At 47.8% G+C, this 500-nt stretch carries 1 protein-coding gene; it reads left to right on the top strand.

Features of this window, described 5'->3' with window-relative positions:
• A partial coding sequence (locus A3763_RS17595) for a PLP-dependent transferase (RefSeq protein WP_197482950.1) occupies window positions 1–500 on the top strand: 500 nt, incomplete at both ends.

Raw genomic sequence — 500 nt, 5'->3', positions numbered from 1 at the left:
CAGAACTGGCGAGACAAGGGCGTCATTCGAAAGGCTGCTTGCTTGTTGTTGATAACTGCATGTGTACACCTATCTTGCAGCAGCCTTTGAAGCTTGGTGCTGATATCGTAGTGCATTCAGCGACTAAATACATTGACGGCCAAGGACGTTGTTTGGGTGGCGCGGTTGTCGGCTCAAATGCAATTATCGAAGAGGTTCATGGTTTTATCCGTTCTGGCGGTGCTGCCTTGAGCCCCTTTAATGCCTGGGTGATGCTGAAGGGCTTAGAAACCCTGAGTATACGTATGAAAGCTCACGGTGATGGGGCTATGAAAATCGCTCAGTGGTTGTCAGAACAAGCTGAAGTTGACCAAGTGTTTTACTCTGGCTTAGCAAGTCATCCTCAGGCAGACCTGGTTGCATCCCAACAAACAGGAAATAGCGGTGTATTGTCCTTTAAAATTAAGGGAGACAAGGCAGCAGCTTGGCGCTTTATAGATGCGCTGGAGTTTGTTTCAATT

Source organism: Oleiphilus sp. HI0128, from assembly GCF_001635365.1.
Note: the sequence above shows the minus strand (reverse complement) of the source record. Positions and strands in the feature narration are given on the sequence as shown.